This window comes from Pseudarthrobacter defluvii, assembly GCF_030816725.1.
Lineage (GTDB): Bacteria > Actinomycetota > Actinomycetes > Actinomycetales > Micrococcaceae > Arthrobacter > Arthrobacter defluvii_A.
This window is the reverse complement of sequence record NZ_JAUSYG010000001.1, coordinates 315,686-329,975: the sequence shown is the minus strand read 5'-3', so window position 1 is coordinate 329,975 and position 14,290 is coordinate 315,686. Positions and strand designations below refer to the sequence as shown.

Here is a 14,290-nt window from a genome sequence, read left to right as displayed (position 1 = left end):
GGTTTTCCTCTTGCGGAATAATGTGACGAGGATTACTTTGGAAACAGCCCCGCAAACGGGCTGTTCCCAATTGATAGGCAAGGTCAATGAAGATCCCCAACCCTGAGGCACTGAAGGCGAGTTCGGTGCCCGCGAAGAGGAAGCCGCTGTACAAGTCGCTCTTCTTCCAGATTCTGATCGCCGTCGTGGCAGGTGTCCTCATCGGGCATTTCTGGCCGGACCTCGGATCCCAACTGAGGCCGCTCGGAGATGGCTTCATCAAACTCATCAAGATGATCATCGCGCCGCTGATCTTCCTGGTGATCGTTACCGGAATTTCAGCCGTAGGCGACGTCAAGGCGGTTGGAAGGGTCGGGGTTAAGGCCCTGCTTTACTTCACGGTTGCAACACTGTTTGCGTTGGTTTTTGGACTGATCGTGGGGAACATCGTCCAGCCCGGTGCAGGCCTGAATATAGATCCGTCCACACTGTCCCAAGCTGACCTGGACGCTAAGACCGGCTCCGCAGCCCCCAAAGATGCCGCGTCCTTCATCCTCGACATCATCCCCGCAAGCGTCATCGGGGCATTCGCGAGCAATAGCCTCCTGCAGGTCCTCTTCTTCTCCGTCTTTTTCGGTGCCGCAATCGTGGTGATCGGGCGCGAGAAGTGCCTGCCGGTCATCAACGTCATGGAAACCGTCCTGGAACTGATCTTCAAGATCATGGCCTGGATCATGAAGGTGGCCCCGCTCGGCGCCTTCGGAGCCATGGCATTCATCATCGGCCAGTACGGGCTGGACACCCTGAGCACCTACGCGGTCCTGATCGCAGCCTGCTACGGCGCGGCGCTGGTGTTCATCGGCCTGCTGTTCGTTGTGGCATGGGGTTTCGCCCGGGTGCCGCTCTGGCAGTTCCTCAAGTACACCCGGGAGGAATTCCTTCTAGCCCTGGGCACTGCGTCAACCGAAGCAGTCATGCCCCGGATCATGACCAAGCTGACCAACGCCGGCTGCTCCAGGGCCACCACTGGCCTCGTGGTCCCCACCGGCTACTCATTCAATCTCGACGGCGCTGCGATCTACCTTTCGATCTCACTGCTGTTCCTGGCCCAGGCCTTCGGCCACCACCTTGATCTCGGCCAGCAGCTGGCGGCGCTCGGAGTGCTGCTGCTGACATCCAAGGGCATGGCAGGCGTCCCAGGTTCGTCCTTCCTGGCCCTTTCCGCCACAGCGGCGGCCCTCGGCATCTTCCCGGTCGCCGGCGTCGCGCTTCTCCTCGGAGCCGACCGGCTCATGGACTCAATGCGCGTGGTGGTCAACCTGCTGGGCAACTGCGTCGCTACCTTCATCGTCTCCAAGTGGGAGGGCCAGTTCGACCGCAGCGTCATGCTGCGCGCCTTCAAGGGCGAAATCACAAACCATGACTCTGCAATCCTGCTTGGCAAGGAAGAGGATTTTGAGGGCCAGGAACTGCAGCGGCTCTCGGAGGGGCAACAACCCTCGCCCCGGTTCAGCGGCGCACCTGCCCGCGATGTTGTTGCCGAGCTTCCGGTTGATGCCGGTGCCAGCGCCGGGCTGGGCGGCAAAGCCAAATAGGCCGCGGAGCACTGAAAGGGGCGGGCCGGGACTGTGAAGTCCCGGCCCGCCCCTTTTGAATGGTTGGTTTGGCGGCTACCGCGAGGAAGTCGGGGAGGCCGACGACGAGGCGCCGCTGCCGGTGGACATCGTCGACGAAGAGGTGGGCGAGGCGGTCGACGAGGCCGAGCTGCTCGGCGAGGACGTGCTTGTGGAGCTGGACGAGCTGGTGGAGGTGGCACTGGATGTTGCGCCGCCGCTTTCGGCCTTCTTCAGCACGTCGTTAATCAGGCCCTCAAGTTCCTTCTGGTCCTTGTCACCCAGGTCGCTGCCGCTCTTGGTGGCAACCACCAGCAGGCGGCCCTGGGCGGCAGAGACCTGCATCAGCTTCTGCTGGTTGTCGCCGCTGCGGGTACTGACCGTGGCGAAGGTCTTCTCTGCATCAGTGTCAGCCTGCAGTTCCTCGCTGGAGACGTCGTACTTCTGCCCCAAAGCCGAGACGGAGAACTTGGCGCACTGGTCCATCTTGTCGCTGATGTCCGTCAGGGTCTTGACGGCGTCGGGGCCGTCGCTGCCGGACTGTGCGGACAGGGTGCGCGGCTGGTTGCCTTCGGAAAGGGCCACGGCAACATCACCGTTTTCCACTTTGTCGAGCAGGCCCGCGGTGGCAATGTCCTTGCAGTCCTTGGGATCAATGGTTGCGGTGCTCATCAGCAGGTTGGCGATGTTTCCGCCCTGGTCAACCTGCTCCTTTGAGTACAGCTTGAGCTCATTGCCGTCGTCATCCTTCATGCCGGAGATGAGGTCCCGGAGCTGGTCTTCCGAGTACACCTTTGCCTCCGCGGTCTTGCTGGCAGAGGCCGACGCGGATGCCGAGGTGGTTGCCGTGCCTGACGGGCTGGCCGTACCGCCGCCTCCTCCCGAGCAGCCGGCCAACGCCAGCATCGCCGCAGCAACTACTCCAAGCGCAGAAATCTTTCGCATCAGGTCAACCTCCGAAATAGACAGCATGCTTAGTACTTCCACTGTAGAGGTTCCCATTGGGAGTGTGAAATAACGGGCACAACTTGGGCTGATGCCGCAGACGGGAGTTGTGGGCGTTCCCTCACTAACCTGCAGTGGAATAATCCGTGGCGGGAGGCGGGTGAACCATGAACAACGAGTTGGTCCTTCGCGGGCGGATTGTCACCGCCACTTTGGAGATACCGGACGGGGTAGTAGCGGTCGACGGCGGCCTGGTCACCTTCGCGGGTCCGGCATCAGAATTTTCCGGGGTTCTTCCAAAGGCTGGCCCAGCGGGCCAGATCCTCGTGCCAGGACTGGTGGACCTGCACTGTCATGGGGCTTATGGTTCGGACTTCTCAGAGGGCGACCTGGACAGCGCAACCAGGGCCGCCCACTATCTGCATAGCCATGGCACCACCACCCTGCTGGCCAGTGTGGTAACCGCGAAGCCCCGGGAGCTGATAACCACCCTCCAGGTGCTCAAGGAACTGACGGAGCGGGGCCTGGTGGCTGGCTCCCATCTCGAGGGTCCTTTCCTCTCGCGCCAGCAGTGCGGCGCCCACGATCCGGACCTGCTGCTCATGCCGGATGCGGACCTTCTGGAACGGCTGCTGGCAGCGGCAGGGGGTTCCCTCGCGTCCATGACGCTGGCGGCCGAACTGCCTGGCGCCCTGCAGCTGGTTGACCTGCTGTGCGCCCGCGGCATCATCCCGTCCTTGGGCCACACCGCAGCAGATCATGAAACAGCTGCCGCTTTTCTTGCGCGCTCGGCGGCTGGACTGGATTCTTCGGTTCGTGGTGATGGCGGGATCCGGCCCACTGTGACGCACCTTTTCAATGCGATGCCTCCGCTGCACCACCGCTCCCCCGGCCCCGTCTCGGCCAGCCTCAGTGCGGCCCGGGCCGGCCAGGCAGTGGTGGAGCTGATCGGCGACCGAGTGCACGTGGCGCCCGACGTGGTGAAGCTGGTCTTCGACCTTGTTGGTGCCGGGAATATTGCACTGGTGACCGATGCGATGGCCGCAACGGGACTGAACGACGGGAAGTACCGTCTGGGGGCGCTCTCCGTGACCGTGAGCGACGGCGTGGCCCGGCTGGATGGTACAGGTGCCATCGCCGGCGGTACCGCTACGCTGCTGGACGTCGTCCGCGCAACCGTGGCGGCGGGAGTTCCCCTTCGTGACGCCATAACTTCCGCGTCGGCTGTGCCGGCGTCGGTGCTGGGACTTTCCGGGCAGGCAGGTGACCTGCGTGCCGGCATGCGCGCGGACGTGGTGGTTCTGGACCAGGATCTGCAGTTGGGTGGCGTGCTGCGTGGGGGTGCGTGGGTACGCCAGGCCGGGTGACACGGTGTTCCGGCCCGTAATTCCAAGCTCCTGAGTACCCTGTCCCTTTTAATGTCAGTGCCTCGTTGGATGATGTGTTCATGGGAATTGGCAGCGGTGTAGGGGTGGCTTCGGAGGGTGTTTCTGCCTCTGTTGCTGCCCTTGATGCGCTTGCTGTCCTTGATTCGCTGGACCGTGAAGATGCTTTCCTGGGCGCCGGTGTCGGTGTTGGTTCCGGTGTTGATGTGCTGGAGCGGCGGTATGGGATCCGGCTGGAACGGCTGGAGGTTATCTCCCGATTAGAGGCACAGCTCGCGGCGGTGAAGGCACGGGACGTCACCGAAGCTGTCGGGTTCCAGCAGGCCATGACCCCGCCGGACGCCTCGGTGCAGGACCGCACCTACACCGAAATGTCCGTCGTTGAGGAGATCGCCGGGGTCCTGACCATCAGCTCCGCAGCGGCCGGCGCCTTCGTGGACCAGTCCCGGCGGGTCTGCTCCCTGCCGCGGGTGTTCGAGGCCCTGTCCGCCGGGGCGATGTCGTGGCAGCACGCCCGCGTTGTTGCGGACGAGTCCGAGGGCCTTGACCCTGCGGGGGCGGCCGGGTTGGTGGCGCATTTCTTCGACCCCGACGCCCCCAGCCCGGCCCGGGGTGCGGCACCCGGTGAGCTGGTGCCGTCCCGGTTCCGGGCCAAGGTCCGTGCCTGGCGGGAACGGCACCACCCGGAGTCGATCGAGAAGCGGCATGCCAAGGGCGTGGCTGACCGGCGGATGGAATACACCCCCGACAAGGACGGCATGGCCTGGGTCTCGCTCTACCTCCCCGGAGACACCGCGTGCGCCATCTGGAACCGCGCCACCGCCACCGCCCGCGGGTTGCAGGGCCCCGATGAGCCCCGCACCCTCGCCCAACTCCGCCCCGACATCGCAGCATCCCTGCTCCTCGGCGCCGGGCACACCACACAGACCGGGAAACCCACAGAGGTCGGACAGGTCCCCACCCCGCGGGCTGATGTCCTGGTGATGGTTCCCGTGTTCGCCCTCTTCGGCGTCACCGACGAGCCCGCGATCCTGGATGGTTTCGGACCGATCCCGGCGTCCATGGCACGCAAACTCGTCGGCGACGGGGCGGACTCGTTCTACCGGGTCCTGGTCGATCCCCGGGACGGGGCGCCACTGGAGATCGGTCGGAAAAACTACCGGCTCACCGAGGCCATCAAACGCTGGATCAGACTGCGGGACGCCAAATGCACCTTCCCCGGCTGCACCAACCGCACCCCCGACAACGAAACCGACCACCTCACCGCCTGGGAACACGGAGGAACCACAGGGATCAGCAACCTGGCACAACTCTGTCCCAAACACCACCGGCTCAAACACCACAGCCAATGGCAACCAGATCCAGTCACCCAGAAAGACCCGCCCGGTTGGACCTCACCAACCGGCCGCCACTACAAACCCGAACAACCCGACCCGGAACCAACCCACTGGCCACCCGGCATCCTGCCAGCCGAGGGCAGCCTGTTGTCCGAGCCCAGCCGCCCGTCGAGGGACGTCCTCCCATCGATCCGCAGCATCCCGTCCGGCCGCAGCCTGTTGGAGGAGGCGCTCCTACAACGGGTCGCGCGCTAATTCGACGCGCATGCGGGCGGGCTCGCGGTGCTTCAGATTGGCTTGGGCGCTCCCGCCAGTCGCCGGCGAACCGACATCCGTTGCGCCCGCTCCTTGTTGGCCAGGGCCCTCAACCGGGAAACAGCACCGAGGGCGAGGGGCTGTCCATGGCCCGGCGCCAGCAACCGGGGGCCCAACTCGGCGAGCCGTGTGACGGAATCCATTGACTGCTTCCAGTTCCAAGTGGTGTACCAAGGGGGCCCGGCCAGATCCGGTGCTCCGAGCAGAAACCCGTAGGGCGAGTTCAAGTTCACAGTTACTACTGCATCGCCGGTCATCAGGACACCGTCATTGGATCGCCAGTAGGCAACATGCCCCGGGGTGTGGCCGGGGGTGGGAACGGCAACCCACCCCGGTAGACCCGGTATTTCCCCGCTCAGTGGCAGACTGCAGGCTACGTCCGTGATGTCGCCGGCGGCTTCCATCCGCCGCCGCGCTCGGGCCGCAGTGACCACATGAACGGGGCGATGATCCATCGGTCCAGCGGTACCGAAAACTCAGGGATGTACTTGCCGGCCACCGAGGGCAATTCTGCTTTGTGGACGTACACCGGCACCTCCCAATGCCGCGCAAGCGCACCAGCAGCGCCGGAGTGGTCAGGATGGACGTGCGTCAGGAGAATCGCTGAGGGTGCATTGCCGGGTCCGAGCACTTCGTCCACAGCCCGCCGTACAGGTTCCGCACTGCCGGCCCATCCGCAATCAACCATCGCCCAAGCGCCACCGGACCGGACGAGGTAAAGGTTCGACGCCAGGGGACCGGACCCGGCGGTGATCATCATGACACCGGAGGCAATCTCCCGCGGTTCGGTTACGCGCATCGTTGGGCCTTCACACGACAGGGTGACAAATCAGTGTTCGGAGCTTCACCTGGCACGCACTCCCCTGGACCCCGCCATGGACCCAGTCTTGCGCCGCCCACGGTCAGCAAGTAGTGCCGAACGGCCTTTTTAGCCGTCTGCCCCGGGCAGGCATACCTCCACAAGCTCCCCACTGACGCGGGTCTCAAAAAGGGGCTGCCGGGAGGTTGCCGGGCCGGCTTTCACCTCTCCGGTACGAAGGGAGAAAGTGCTCCGGTGCCATGGGCAGACGACGCACGGGTCCCCGCCGTCGTCCTTGATCTTGCCCTCGTGAAGCGGCCCGGACAGGTGGCTGCAGACGTCGGACAGTACGTTGACGGTGCCGCCCTCGCGGTGCACCAGCAGCGGGATACCGGAGACGTCGCGTTTGTGGAGACCGCCCTCGGGCAGTTCCGCCAACGGTGCCAGTGGATGCCAGCCGGCAGGGAACCTGTGCGGGACGTCCTCGCTGTGGTTTACCCCTGCGGCCTGGCGGTATGAGAGATGGCCGCCGAGGAAACCGCCGACGCCCACCGTGGCAAGTCCAAGGTAGGCAAGAACCTTGCCGCTGCCCTGGCTGCCCTTGGCCCGCTGGACCAGTGACGCGATGTAGAGGCCCGTTGCCGTGACATTGGCCGCGGCGTGCACCAGGCCAACCCTCTGTTGCTGGCTGTGCAGCTGGGTCCAGTCAGTAAGCCCTGCCAGGGCCGACGGGAGCACGCTGGCAGTGCCCACGCCAATCAGCAGCCTGGCAGATTTTTCACCACCTGGAACGGCATCAAGCACACCGGCTGACACCCAGGCACCAATGGGGACCTGCACGGCAAGGGGGTGCACTGGGTGCCCGATGGGGACGCCGTGCAGGATGTCGCGGGCCCATTGCGGTTTGATGACCTTTTTGACGGCTTTCCTGACGCTCTTGGCCAGCGGGTCAAGCCATTCGGCGTCCTCGAGGCGGGTGACAAGCTCAAGTGCAGGCAAGGGTTTCATGTGACCTCCCTTACCCCGATGCACGCGATCCACTCGTCATGGACACCCCGTTTTGTGGCAAGGGCATTGGGGGAAGCGTGCCGTGGTAACCAGGTGAACAGCGCTGGGCCCAAGGGTCACCGCAGTGGCGACCCCAGGACCGTGAACCGGTGCCCTCCCATGTCCCCGGACAGCAGCGGCATGGCCTCAGCGATCGCAGCCCGGGTGCTGTCCAGTTGCAGCGACGCTTGGTGGGCCTCCGCGGATTCCCAGAGCTCAGAAACGAACACGGTGTCCGGGACGTCATCGTTGATGCCCACCTCATACAGCAGGCAGCCGGCTTCCCGCATCCCCGGCTTTGGCCGCATCAGGATGGCAACGAGGGCGTCGCGCTGCCCCGGCTTGGTCCCAAGAGTTCCCACGTTCGCAAATGTCATACGAACAGTGTGGGGCAAGAGCAAGCCAAGCGGGAACCGCTCCGTAGCCACCGGAAAACCCCTAAGTAGGGGAGATGGTCCCCTAGTGCCCCCTGGGTGGTAGGCGGAAGATTAAACCACCGGGTCACCGCATCAGATCAAGCGGAAGGATCCGGAGTCGAAGCCACCCGCTTTGGCGGGCGCGCTGTTTGAAGTTGGAAGGGCAGGCTGCGGACGCCACACTGGTCCTTCACGAACATGCTCGATTATCGACGGCCTAAGGCTGCCCACAAAGGTCAATCGCGCCCTTTGAGGAGCAACAAGAAATGTCCAACACTCACATCAACCGTTCAACCAGGGCAAAGGTTGCCATGGTTCCGGTCCTTTCACTGGGTCTGCTCGGGGCTTCCCTGGCGTTGGCCGCACCGGCCAACGCGGAAACAAGCCGCTCCGGTTGCACTGTTGACCCCCAGGATCCAAAGGATCTCCGAGGGAACAAGGTCGATTTCCGGATCAAGGTGGACTGCAACGGCGAAAAGACCGTTCAAATCCGCCAGCTGCGTTACGAGGACGATGCTGGTCCACGCCGCACTGACGACTTCCTTGGCCGAACAGTCTTTACTGAGAGCTTTGAGCGCCACGACCGCTCAAGGATCCTCCTCAGCGTTGACCGCGTGCCCAACCTTGACCGCCGGGGTTCAGAAGAGGTCTACCACCTCGTCTCATTCCGCGTGGAGAACAAGGGCGGACACTGGTCGGACTGGACGCCATGGGAGAAGAGCGCCGTAGTGGAAGTACACCGCGGCGGGAAGTAGACCTTTCAGGTCAGATGCAGTGCGGAACCAGGGACCAAGGTGCCTGGTTCCGCACTGTGTCTGCCGGCTTCAGTCCGCGGCACCCAGGCTTCCGGCATGGACGACGGCGCCACTCGCCGTCGTATCTTCCTTCAGCATCCAGCCCACCCGCTTGACCGTCCGCAACATCACTGCGCTCTCCACTATCTCAATGCCCGGCACCTTCTGCTGCAACGCCAGTTCCGCGGACATCACGTCGGCAAGCGTGTGCAGCCACATGATGATTACGAAGTTCGTGGGACCCGTGGTGGAGGCGCTCAACCGGACATTGCTGATGGTGCGGATCTCGGCGGCGGCCGCGTCGTGCTGGCCAGCCGGCACGTTCACGAACCACTGGCAGGTCACCGGAAAGGATGAATAGCGCTGGGCGATCTCACACCGGAAGGACAGGATGCCGCTGGCGAGCACCCGGTTCAGCTGCCGCTGGACAGTGGCCGGGTGGCGGCCCAAGGCGCGGGCGATGTCCGCCGCGGTGGTCCGTCCGTTCCGCGCCAGGAACGGCAGCAAATCAAGATGGCTGTCCGGAAGCTGGGCCGCCTGCGCGGAATCCGGCGCAGGCGGGGAAACCAGCGTCCGCAGGGTGGCAAGCTGGGAACGGCTCAGGACGTTCAGCCGCCAGTCGTCACCACTGCTGTGCAGGCGGGTGCACAAGGCCACCTGGTACTTGGTCAGCCCTTCCACGGTCTTAAGGCGGGAAATGATCTTGGCGCTGAACTCCTCCAGCGAGCGTGTGATGACGGTGAGCATCAGATCGCGGTTGCTGGCGGCCTCCTCCACCGTGACGATCTCAGGGACGGCCGCCAGCTCCGCCGTAACGCTGTCCCGCAGGTTCATGTCGCAGTCCACCGCCACGTAGGCCAGGAGCATCTGCTTCGGGTCGCCGGCGAGGTGCGCCGTCACCCACGCGGCGCCCTGCGAGGCCAGCCTGTCCCAGCGGGCCGCGAGGGTAGTTGCATGGACGTCCAGCACCTTGGCGGCGTCAGCCCAGCCAAGCCTCGGCGCAGCCTGCAGCACCTGGATCAGGGCAAGGTCATCCTCACTGAGTTCCACCCATGCCTCCTTCCCAATGCATGAATCCTGACGCGGTCGTGCCCTTCCAGAATAATTCCAGCGCTTTTCCGGAATGTGAACCACGCCACTTCAGAATAGTCCCCAAGCCCTGATGCCCATTGCCAAGGAGTAACAAGTGACCATAACCGCCGACGCCAAGGACCTGCAGGATGACCTGGTCCGCCTGCGCCATGACCTGCACCGGCAGCCGGAAATCGGGCTCCACCTTCCGCGCACCCAGGAGAAGGTTTTGGAGGCGCTGGACGGACTCCCCTTCGAGATCACCCTCTGGGCAAAGAGACGACGTCGGTCACCGCCGTCCTGCGTGGCGCCAATCCTGACCCCGCCCTGCAGCGTCCCGCGGTCCTCCTCCGCGCAGACATGGACGGGCTGCCCGTCCAGGAAAAGACCGGAGTCAACTTCACGTCACAGGCCGACGGCGCCATGCACGCCTGCGGCCACGACCTGCACACGTCCATGCTCGCCGGGGCCGCTACCCTCCTGGCGGAGAAGCGGCACTTGCTTAGTGGCGACGTCGTCCTCATGTTCCAGCCTGGCGAGGAAGGCTTCGACGGCGCCAGCTACATGCTCCGGGAAGGTGTCCTGGACGCCACCGGAACCCGGGTCCAGGCAGCTTACGGGATGCATGTCTTCTCCTCGCTGGAGCCGCACGGCACCTTCTGCACCAAGTCCGGCGTCATGCTCAGCGCCTCCGACGGGCTGGAAGTTACGGTGCTCGGCGCCGGCGGCCATGGTTCGGCACCGCACTCCGCGAAGGATCCGGTCACAGTGGCAGCAGAAATGGTGACGGCCCTGCAGGTGATGGTCACCCGGCAGTTCAACATGTTCGATCCCGTGGTCCTGTCCGTGGGCGTGCTGCACGCCGGCACCAAGCGGAACGTCATCCCGGAGTCGGCCCGAATCGAGGCGACCATCAGGACGTTCTCTGAAGCCTCCCGCCAGAAGATGAAGGACGCCGTGCCCCGCCTGCTCAAGGGGATCGCCGCCGCACACGGCGTGGACGCCGCCGTCGAGTATATCGAGGAGTACCCCCTCACCATCACCGATGAGGACGAAACCCACACGGCCGAAAAGGTCATCACGGAGCTTTTCGGCGAACGCCGCCTCTCCCGCTGGGCCACCCCGCTCAGCGGCTCCGAGGACTTCTCCCGCGTGCTGGCCGAGGTGCCCGGCACCTTCGTGGGGCTCAGCGCCGTCATGCCCGGGGGTGACCCCGCCGCCTCGCCGTTCAACCACTCGCCGTATGCGACGTTCGATGACGCGGTGCTGGCGGACGGGGCAGCACTCTACGCGGAACTCGCCATCTCGCGGTTGGCCACGCTGTCGCGGACCGCCTAAGTTCCCCCTCCCCATAACCGCCAGCAGTGCAGGCGCCTTCAAACCACCCGATCAGGAAGAAGACCATGTCCGTTGCAGTAACCAAGCCCCAGACTGGACGCATGTCCACCGCCAAGACCGTCGTCGGCACCGGCATCGGCAACGCCGTCGAGTGGTACGACTGGGCCATCTACGCCACCTTCACCCCCTTCATCGCCAGCCAGCTCTTCAGCAAGGAGGACCCGGCGTCGGCCGTGCTGTCCACCCTGGCGATCTTCGCCGTCGGCTTCGTGGCCCGGCCTTTTGGCGGATTCCTCTTTGGCTGGATCGGTGACCGGATTGGCCGCAAGTCCTCCATGACCCTCGCCGTCGGCCTGGCCTCGCTGGGCAGCCTGATGATCGGCATCGCACCCACCTTCGCCAGCGTCGGCGCGTTCGCTTCGCTGATGCTGCTGGCGGCCAGGCTGGTACAGGGCCTGGCGCACGGCGGTGAGCTGCCGTCGTCGCAAACGTACCTGTCCGAAATGGCACCCAAGGAGCACCGCGGATTCTGGGCAACCCTGATCTACACGTCCGGGACGGTGGGCATTCTGTTCGGCACGCTGCTGGGGGCCGTACTCAACATGGCGCTGAGCACCGAGGCGATGAACGCCTGGGGCTGGCGCGTGCCGTTCCTGATCGGCGCGGCCATGGGCCTGTACGCCCTGATCATGCGGTCCCGCCTGCACGAAACGGAGGCCTTCCAGGGTGAAGCTGCCACCGGAAAGCGGGCCCCGATCTGGCCGCAGATTGTCCGCTACCGCAAGCAGGCACTGCAGGTGATCGGGTTGACGGTGGGCCTGACGGTGATCTACTACATCTGGGGCGTCGTGGCACCAAGCTACGCCACCACTGCCCTGAAGATCGACCGCGGCGAGGCGCTGTGGGCGGGCGTCGTCGCCAACATCGTCTTCATCGCCGCCCTGCCGGTCTGGGGAAAGCTGTCCGACCGGATTGGCCGCAAGAAGGTCCTGTGGGCCGGCGCCATTGGCTCGGGTCTGCTGCATTTCCCCATGACCTGGTTGCTGAAGGACTCAGCGTGGCAGCTGGCGGTGAGCATGTCCGTGATGCTGGTATTCATCGCCGCGAGCGCCGCCATTGTCCCGGCGGTGTACGCCGAGCTGTTCCCGACGTCCATCCGCACCGTTGGCGTGGGCGTCCCCTACTCGATCTGCGTGGCGCTGTTTGGCGGCACGGCCCCGTACCTGCAGCAGTGGCTGGGCTCCTCACTGGGCGCCCCGCAGGTTTTCAATGTGTACGCGGTGCTGCTGCTGGTGGTCAGCGCGGCGTTCGTCTTCACCATCCCCGAGACCAAGGGGAAGGACCTGCACTGACTCTCGGCCTGCCAAAAGGTCCCCGGCGCGCTTTGCTGCGCCGGGGACCTTTTTGTTCATGCGTGGCGGCGTCCGGCCTAGTGCGCGCCGATCCTCCATGCCTCACGAACCGCTGCTTCCGCTCCTTCTTTCCACGGCTCGCCGTGCCCGGGCAACAGCGTGGTGGCACCCGTTGCCGCAATGGCCTCCAGTGAGGCCAGCGCCTGCTCCGTGTCCTTGGTGGCGGCGGATGCCACGATCTGCGGACCGGCCTTGCCGGTGTACGGGTCCAGCGTCACCAGCGCGTCGCCCGTGAGGAGGACGCCCCGGTCCGGCAGGTGCAGGATGCAGTGCCCGTCCGTGTGGCCAGGGGTATGGACGACGTCGGGACGCCCGGTGAGCGCGTCGGCCACCCCGGTGCCCAGCGGCCTGGTGTCGGAGACACCCTTCACCGTCAAGGCGCCGGCTGCCGCCATCCGGCTCAGTGCCGGCAGGGATTTGGGATGCGTGAAGGGGTAGAGGAAGCGGTTGCGCTGCGGCTTGTACCGGTAGGGGTGTGCTGCCAGGCGGGCGTCCTCCGCGTGGACCAGGACCGGGATCCCCCATTGCTTGCGTGCGCGAAGCGCAAAGCCGACGTGGTCGAAGTGCCCGTGGGTGAGGACCAGCGCCTTGACGTCCTGTGGGCGCCGGTTCCGTTCCGCCAGGAGCTGCGTGAGCATGGGCCACATGCTGGGCAGGCCCGCATCCACCAGGGTCACACCGTGGTCATCCTCGACCATGTAGCAGTTGACGTTCGCGTGGGTTATCAGGTGGACGCCGTCTGCGACGTTGGGGACGATCATGGCGGAAACTCCGTTCGCGTGGGCAAAGTACTGGGTCACAGCAACTCCTAGGTGCAAAGAGCAAGTACCCAGGAACGGAATGCCTAACGCAGTTCAGCCCGCCTGCGGCAGCACCAGCAGGTAGCCGACGGGCAGGCCGCTGCTCCACCGCCGCGGCTCGCGGACCACAAACTGCGTGGCCAACTGCTCCGGCGCCAGCAGCGCATTCGGCGCGGGCGACGGACCCCACTGCCCGCTGCCATAGGGATACAGCGGGTCCAGGACATGAACGCCGGTCACCGAAAATTCCGGGAACTCCCGGGGATCTCCCACCGACTCGAAGCCGCTCATCACCCACGCATGCCGGCCACTCCACATCACAAGCCCAACAGGCCGCCCCGTTTCAGCAATGGCACGCGCAGCCGTCCGCAGTGCCTCCTGATAGTCAGGAATGCTGACGACGCCATAGGGCCCCATCCCCGATGCAGTCAGCACCTGCGCCCAGCCAAACGGGTTGGCACCGTTGAACGAGTCGGACGAGCGGGCCCGGGCCATTTCCCACAGTTCACCCTGCTGGCCACTGTCAGCCCAGGTTCCCCCGCCGGTGTCGTCGATGAGATTGTGTGCCATCTGGATGCTCGCGGCCACACACCAGTCGAAGGTGTACTGCGGAACGAAGTCCCCCTCCCGGTAGAGATTGAGCGCGAACGGCTGGGGAGCAGCAACGGGCGCCGGGACCTGCGTGGGGAGCGGCGTGGGAAGCGGCGCTGCGGGAGTTGCCGCCTCAATGGGTGCCGGAGGGGCTGCCGCGGCGGTGCCTGCCGGGGCTGACGCGGCGCCAGAGGGTGGGGCTTCTGCGGCAGCAGCAGGCGTGGCAGGGGCGCTCACCTGCTCCTGGAGGCCGACCGTCGGGGTGCACGCCGCAAGGAACCCCGCCAAAGAAACGAGCCAGGCCAGGAGACGCAGACGGGCGCCGGTCATAGTCGCTCCAATTCCATTCCCGGAGACGGGGCTTTCCTCCTACCAGTGTCCTGCCCGAGCCTCCCCTTGACTACCCCACCCCACCTTCCCTACACTTTTCATAAAGCAGAATCTAAAT

At 65.1% G+C, this 14,290-nt stretch carries 14 protein-coding genes and 1 pseudogene; 6 read left to right on the top strand and 9 right to left on the bottom strand.

Annotated features, from left to right (window positions below; genetic code table 11):
- Positions 1–86 precede the first annotated feature (86 nt).
- Positions 87–1,574, top strand: coding sequence for a cation:dicarboxylate symporter family transporter (locus tag QF031_RS01435; protein WP_307423100.1), 1,488 nt, complete (start codon positions 87–89; stop codon positions 1,572–1,574).
- A gap of 75 nt (positions 1,575–1,649) precedes the next feature.
- On the opposite strand, the gene QF031_RS01430 is transcribed toward QF031_RS01435, so the two are convergent.
- On the bottom strand, positions 1,650–2,537 hold the full coding sequence (locus tag QF031_RS01430) for a hypothetical protein (protein ID WP_307423098.1): 888 nt from the start codon (positions 2,535–2,537) through the stop codon (positions 1,650–1,652).
- 167 nt (positions 2,538–2,704) lie between these two features.
- On the opposite strand from QF031_RS01430, the gene QF031_RS01425 reads away from it, so the two are divergent.
- Both QF031_RS01425 and QF031_RS01420 read left to right on the top strand, forming a co-directional pair.
- The gene (locus QF031_RS01425; RefSeq protein ID WP_307423096.1) at positions 2,705–3,904 is read left to right on the top strand and encodes an N-acetylglucosamine-6-phosphate deacetylase; all 1,200 of its coding nucleotides are present in this window, start codon (positions 2,705–2,707) and stop codon (positions 3,902–3,904) included.
- Positions 3,905–3,984: 80 nt separating this feature from the next.
- Positions 3,985–5,514, top strand: coding sequence for an HNH endonuclease signature motif containing protein (locus QF031_RS01420; protein ID WP_307423093.1), 1,530 nt, complete (start codon positions 3,985–3,987; stop codon positions 5,512–5,514).
- Between the two features lie 32 nt (positions 5,515–5,546).
- Here QF031_RS01420 and QF031_RS01415 read toward each other — a convergent pair whose 3' ends face one another.
- The 4 genes from QF031_RS01415 to QF031_RS01400 all read right to left on the bottom strand — a co-directional run bounded on the left by QF031_RS01415 (position 5,547) and on the right by QF031_RS01400 (position 7,797).
- Positions 5,547–5,978: an MBL fold metallo-hydrolase gene (locus tag QF031_RS01415; RefSeq protein ID WP_307423089.1), complete on the bottom strand. Its 432-nt coding sequence runs from the start codon at positions 5,976–5,978 to the stop codon at positions 5,547–5,549.
- Positions 5,948–6,373: an MBL fold metallo-hydrolase gene (locus QF031_RS01410; RefSeq protein WP_307423086.1), complete on the bottom strand. Its 426-nt coding sequence runs from the start codon at positions 6,371–6,373 to the stop codon at positions 5,948–5,950. Before QF031_RS01410 ends, QF031_RS01415 begins: the two co-directional genes overlap by 31 nt.
- A 129-nt stretch (positions 6,374–6,502) precedes the next feature.
- Positions 6,503–7,381 (bottom strand): Rieske 2Fe-2S domain-containing protein, encoded by an 879-nt coding sequence (locus tag QF031_RS01405; RefSeq protein WP_307423084.1) that lies wholly within the window; start codon positions 7,379–7,381, stop codon positions 6,503–6,505.
- A gap of 116 nt (positions 7,382–7,497) precedes the next feature.
- The gene (locus tag QF031_RS01400) at positions 7,498–7,797 is read right to left on the bottom strand and encodes a putative quinol monooxygenase (RefSeq protein ID WP_307423081.1); all 300 of its coding nucleotides are present in this window, start codon (positions 7,795–7,797) and stop codon (positions 7,498–7,500) included.
- 305 nt (positions 7,798–8,102) lie between these two features.
- Between QF031_RS01400 and QF031_RS01395 the strand changes: the two genes are divergently transcribed.
- Positions 8,103–8,591: a hypothetical protein gene (locus QF031_RS01395; RefSeq protein WP_307423078.1), complete on the top strand. Its 489-nt coding sequence runs from the start codon at positions 8,103–8,105 to the stop codon at positions 8,589–8,591.
- A gap of 69 nt (positions 8,592–8,660) precedes the next feature.
- Here the strand turns inward: QF031_RS01395 and QF031_RS01390 are convergent, their stop codons facing one another.
- Both QF031_RS01390 and QF031_RS01385 read right to left on the bottom strand, forming a co-directional pair.
- Positions 8,661–9,680 (bottom strand): Lrp/AsnC family transcriptional regulator, encoded by a 1,020-nt coding sequence (locus tag QF031_RS01390; RefSeq protein ID WP_307423075.1) that lies wholly within the window; start codon positions 9,678–9,680, stop codon positions 8,661–8,663.
- Positions 9,667–9,906, bottom strand: coding sequence for a hypothetical protein (locus QF031_RS01385; protein ID WP_307433579.1), 240 nt, complete (start codon positions 9,904–9,906; stop codon positions 9,667–9,669). The genes QF031_RS01390 and QF031_RS01385 overlap by 14 nt, the downstream gene beginning before the upstream one ends.
- On the opposite strand from QF031_RS01385, the pseudogene QF031_RS01380 reads away from it, so the two are divergent.
- Both QF031_RS01380 and QF031_RS01375 read left to right on the top strand, forming a co-directional pair.
- Positions 9,817–11,039, top strand: a pseudogene (locus tag QF031_RS01380) (M20 metallopeptidase family protein). The gene QF031_RS01385 and the pseudogene QF031_RS01380 overlap by 90 nt on opposite strands.
- 65 nt (positions 11,040–11,104) lie before the next feature.
- Positions 11,105–12,391 (top strand): MFS transporter, encoded by a 1,287-nt coding sequence (locus QF031_RS01375; RefSeq protein WP_307423072.1) that lies wholly within the window; start codon positions 11,105–11,107, stop codon positions 12,389–12,391.
- A 77-nt stretch (positions 12,392–12,468) separates the two neighbouring features.
- Here QF031_RS01375 and QF031_RS01370 read toward each other — a convergent pair whose 3' ends face one another.
- Together QF031_RS01370 and QF031_RS01365 are read right to left on the bottom strand one after the other, a co-directional pair.
- The gene (locus QF031_RS01370) at positions 12,469–13,251 is read right to left on the bottom strand and encodes an MBL fold metallo-hydrolase (RefSeq protein WP_307423069.1); all 783 of its coding nucleotides are present in this window, start codon (positions 13,249–13,251) and stop codon (positions 12,469–12,471) included.
- A gap of 54 nt (positions 13,252–13,305) precedes the next feature.
- Positions 13,306–14,172 (bottom strand): hypothetical protein, encoded by an 867-nt coding sequence (locus QF031_RS01365; RefSeq protein WP_307423067.1) that lies wholly within the window; start codon positions 14,170–14,172, stop codon positions 13,306–13,308.
- Positions 14,173–14,290: the final 118 nt, after the last annotated feature.

Coding starts and splice junctions, on each gene's coding strand:
- QF031_RS01435 (WP_307423100.1), top strand. CDS start 87: ATGAAGATCCCCAACCCTGAGGCACTGAAGGCGAGTTCGGTGCCCGCG.
- QF031_RS01430 (WP_307423098.1), bottom strand. CDS start 2,537: ATGCGAAAGATTTCTGCGCTTGGAGTAGTTGCTGCGGCGATGCTGGCG.
- QF031_RS01425 (WP_307423096.1), top strand. CDS start 2,705: ATGAACAACGAGTTGGTCCTTCGCGGGCGGATTGTCACCGCCACTTTG.
- QF031_RS01420 (WP_307423093.1), top strand. CDS start 3,985: ATGGGAATTGGCAGCGGTGTAGGGGTGGCTTCGGAGGGTGTTTCTGCC.
- QF031_RS01415 (WP_307423089.1), bottom strand. CDS start 5,978: ATGGAAGCCGCCGGCGACATCACGGACGTAGCCTGCAGTCTGCCACTG.
- QF031_RS01410 (WP_307423086.1), bottom strand. CDS start 6,373: ATGCGCGTAACCGAACCGCGGGAGATTGCCTCCGGTGTCATGATGATC.
- QF031_RS01405 (WP_307423084.1), bottom strand. CDS start 7,381: ATGAAACCCTTGCCTGCACTTGAGCTTGTCACCCGCCTCGAGGACGCC.
- QF031_RS01400 (WP_307423081.1), bottom strand. CDS start 7,797: ATGACATTTGCGAACGTGGGAACTCTTGGGACCAAGCCGGGGCAGCGC.
- QF031_RS01395 (WP_307423078.1), top strand. CDS start 8,103: ATGTCCAACACTCACATCAACCGTTCAACCAGGGCAAAGGTTGCCATG.
- QF031_RS01375 (WP_307423072.1), top strand. CDS start 11,105: ATGTCCGTTGCAGTAACCAAGCCCCAGACTGGACGCATGTCCACCGCC.
- QF031_RS01365 (WP_307423067.1), bottom strand. CDS start 14,172: ATGACCGGCGCCCGTCTGCGTCTCCTGGCCTGGCTCGTTTCTTTGGCG.